Origin of the sequence: Kitasatospora sp. NPDC008115 (assembly GCF_042957205.1) — a bacterium.
Classification (GTDB): domain Bacteria; phylum Actinomycetota; class Actinomycetes; order Streptomycetales; family Streptomycetaceae; genus Kitasatospora.
Window position 1 is genome coordinate 1 of record NZ_JBIBHU010000077.1, and the last position, 3,284, is coordinate 3,284.

The 3,284-nt window shown below is 72.1% G+C and carries 1 protein-coding gene; it reads left to right on the plus strand.

All coding sequences use genetic code 11. The annotated features are described in order from the left end of the window. On the plus strand, positions 1 to 3,284 hold a 3,284-nt coding region (locus ACFZBX_RS36835; RefSeq protein ID WP_391538183.1), incomplete at both ends, for a type I polyketide synthase.

The window sequence follows — 3,284 nt, forward strand, 5'->3', positions numbered from 1 at the left end:
CGGGGTGGGTCGGCGCCGGGGGTGGCGGAGTTGGAGGCGGAGCTGGCGGCTTCGGGTGTGCGGGTGACGGTGGCGGCGTGTGATGTCGCGGACCGAGAGGAACTGCGCGCGTTGCTGGACTCGCTGCCCGAGGAACTCCCGCTCACCACCGTGATCCATGCCGCCGGAGTGCTCGCCGACGGCCTGGTGGACGCCGTGGACCCGTCCGCGATGGCGGAGGCGCTTCGCCCGAAGGTGGCCGCGGCGCTCAACCTCCACGAACTCACCAAGGACCGGGAGCTCGACGCGTTCGTCCTGTTCTCCTCGATCATGGGCGTCTGGGGCAACCGCGGCCAGGCGGCCTACGCGGCGGCCAACGCCTTCCTCGACGCGCTCGCCGATCAGCGGCGGGCGGTGGGCCTGCCGGCCACGGCCGTGGCCTGGGGTGCCTGGGACGGCGGCCTGGTCGGGCCGCAGGAGAAGGAGCGGCTCCGCCGGCAAGGCATCTCGGTGATGACGCCCGACCGGGGGCTGAGCGCTCTGGAGGAAGCGCTGCGGGACGGCCGGCCCGGCGTGACGGTGGCCGACGTGGACTGGGCGCGGTTCATCCCGTTCTTCACGGCGGCTCGCGACTCCTCGCTCTTCGACGAGTTGCCGGAGGTGCGCCGGATCCAGGAGGAGAGCAGCCGGCCGGAGCAGGACGGAACGTCGGCACTGCCGCTCGGTCGGCGCCTGGCCGGACTTCCGCAGCCCGAGCAGGAGCGCCTGCTGCTGGAACTCGTCCAGCGCAGCGCGGCGGACGTGCTCGGTCACGGGACTGTGAAGGCCATCGAGCCCGCCCGGTCGTTCAAGGCGATGGGCTTCGACTCGATGACCGCGGTCGACCTGCGCAACCGGCTCAACGCCGCGACCGGTCTGCGGCTCTCGACGACGGTGGCCTTCGACCACCCGACCCCGACCGCGGTGAGTCGGCTGGTGCGCCGGGAACTGCTCGGCCTGCCCGCGGAAGCGGCTTCGGTTGAGCCGGCCGTGCGGTCCGTCGCGGCGGGCGGGGACGACCCGATCGTGATCGTCGCGATGGGCTGCCGCCTGCCGGGTGGGGTGAGCACGCCGGAGGAGCTCTGGCAGCTGGTCGTCGACGAACGGGACGTGATCGGCGGTCTGCCCGTCAACCGCGGCTGGGACGTGGACGGCCTGTACGACCCGAAGCCCGGCCGGCCCGGCAAGTCCTACACGCGGCAGGGGGGATTCCTGTACGACGCGGACGAGTTCGACGCCGCGTTCTTCGGGATCTCGCCGCGTGAGGCGGCGGCGATGGATCCGCAGCAGCGGTTGCTGCTGGAGACCTCGTGGGAGGCGATCGAGCGGGTAGGCGTGGATCCGGCCTCGCTGCACGGCACGCCGACCGGTGTGTTCGTCGGTGTCGCCTACCAGGACTACGCCTCCCGGTTGCACGAGGCCCCCGAGGGTTATGAGGGATACCTGCTGACCGGCAAGTCGTCGAGTGTCGCGTCCGGCCGGTTGTCGTATGCGCTGGGGTTGGAGGGGCCGGCGGTGACGGTGGACACGGCGTGTTCGTCGTCGTTGGTCGCGTTGCATCTGGCGGCGCAGTCGTTGCGGTCGGGTGAGTGCTCGTTGGCGTTGGCGGCGGGTGTGACGGTGATGTCGTCGCCGGGGATCTTCGTGGAGTTCAGTCGGCAGAACGGGTTGTCGGCGGATGGTCGGTGCAGGGCGTTCGCGGCGGGGGCGGACGGCACGGGGTGGGGTGAGGGTGTCGGTGTGGTGGTGTTGGAGCGGTTGTCGGATGCGCGGCGTAACGGGCATCCGGTGCTGGCGGTGGTGCGGGGTAGTGCGGTGAATCAGGACGGTGCGTCGAACGGTCTGACGGCGCCGAACGGTCCGTCGCAGCAGCGGGTGATCCGTCAGGCGCTGGCGAGTGCCGGTCTGTCGGCGGCCGAGGTGGACGTGGTGGAGGCGCACGGGACGGGCACGACGCTGGGTGATCCGATCGAGGCGCAGGCCCTGCTGGCGACGTACGGTCAGGACCGTCCCGAGGGCCGCCCGCTCTGGCTCGGTTCGCTGAAGTCGAACGTCGGTCACACGCAGGCGGCGGCGGGTGCTGCGGGTGTGGTGAAGATGGTGCTCGCGATGGGGCACGGCGTGCTGCCGAAGACGCTGCATGTTGACGAGCCGTCGCAGCAGGTGGACTGGTCTGTGGGTGCGGTGGAGCTGTTGACGGAGGCGCGGGCGTGGCCGGAGACGGGTGCGCCGCGTCGTGCGGGCGTGTCGGCCTTTGGTGTCAGCGGGACCAACGTCCACGTGATTCTGGAGCAGGCTCCCGAGGCGGAGCCGGTGGCGGTGGAGACGGTGCCGGTGGCGCTGGGGGGTGAGGTGGTGCCTCTGGTGGTGTCGGGGCGCAGTGAGGCGGCGTTGCGGGAGCAGGCCGCGCGGCTGACGGGGGTGCTGGCGGAGCCGGCGGTGCGGCCGGTGGATGTGGCGTGGTCGTTGGCGTCGGGGCGTTCGCGGTTTGAGCACCGTGCGGTGGTGTTGGGTGCGGGGGCGGGGGAGTTGCTCGGGGGTTTGCGGGTGGTGGCGGTGGGTGGTGGCGGTGGTGGTGTGGTGCGGGGTGTGGTGGGTGGTGATTCGCGGGTGGTGCTGGTGTTTCCGGGGCAGGGGTCGCAGTGGGTGGGGATGGGGTGGGAGTTGTGGGGTTCGTCGGTGGTGTTCGGGGAGTCGATGGCGGCGTGTGAGCGGGCGTTGGCGCCGTTTGTGGAGTGGTCGTTGCGGGATGTGGTGGGGGCGGGTGAGGAGGACCCGCGGTGGGCGCGGGTGGACGTGGTCCAGCCGGTGCTGTGGGCGGTGATGGTGTCACTGGCGGCGCTGTGGCGTTCGCTGGGCGTGGAGCCGGCGGCGGTGGTGGGGCATTCGCAGGGGGAGATCGCTGCGGCGGTGGTGGCGGGTGGGTTGTCGTTGGAGGACGGGGCGCGGGTGGTGGCGATGCGGTCGCGGTTGATCGCGGGGCGCCTGTCGGGGTTGGGCGGCATGGTCTCGGTGGGCGCGTCGCGCGCGTTGGTGGAGGAGTTGCTGGCCGATTCCGGGGGTGGGGTGTCGGTGGCGGCGGTCAACGGCCCCGCGTCGGTGGTGGTCTCCGGTGAGCCGCAGGCCCTGGAGGCGTTGATGGTGCGCTGCGAGGAGCGGGGGGTACGCGCCCGGCGGATCGCGGTGGACTACGCCTCCCACTCCGCGCAGGTCGAACTCCTGGAGGCGGAGCTGTTGGAGGCGTTGGCCCCGGTGCGGCCGAGGTC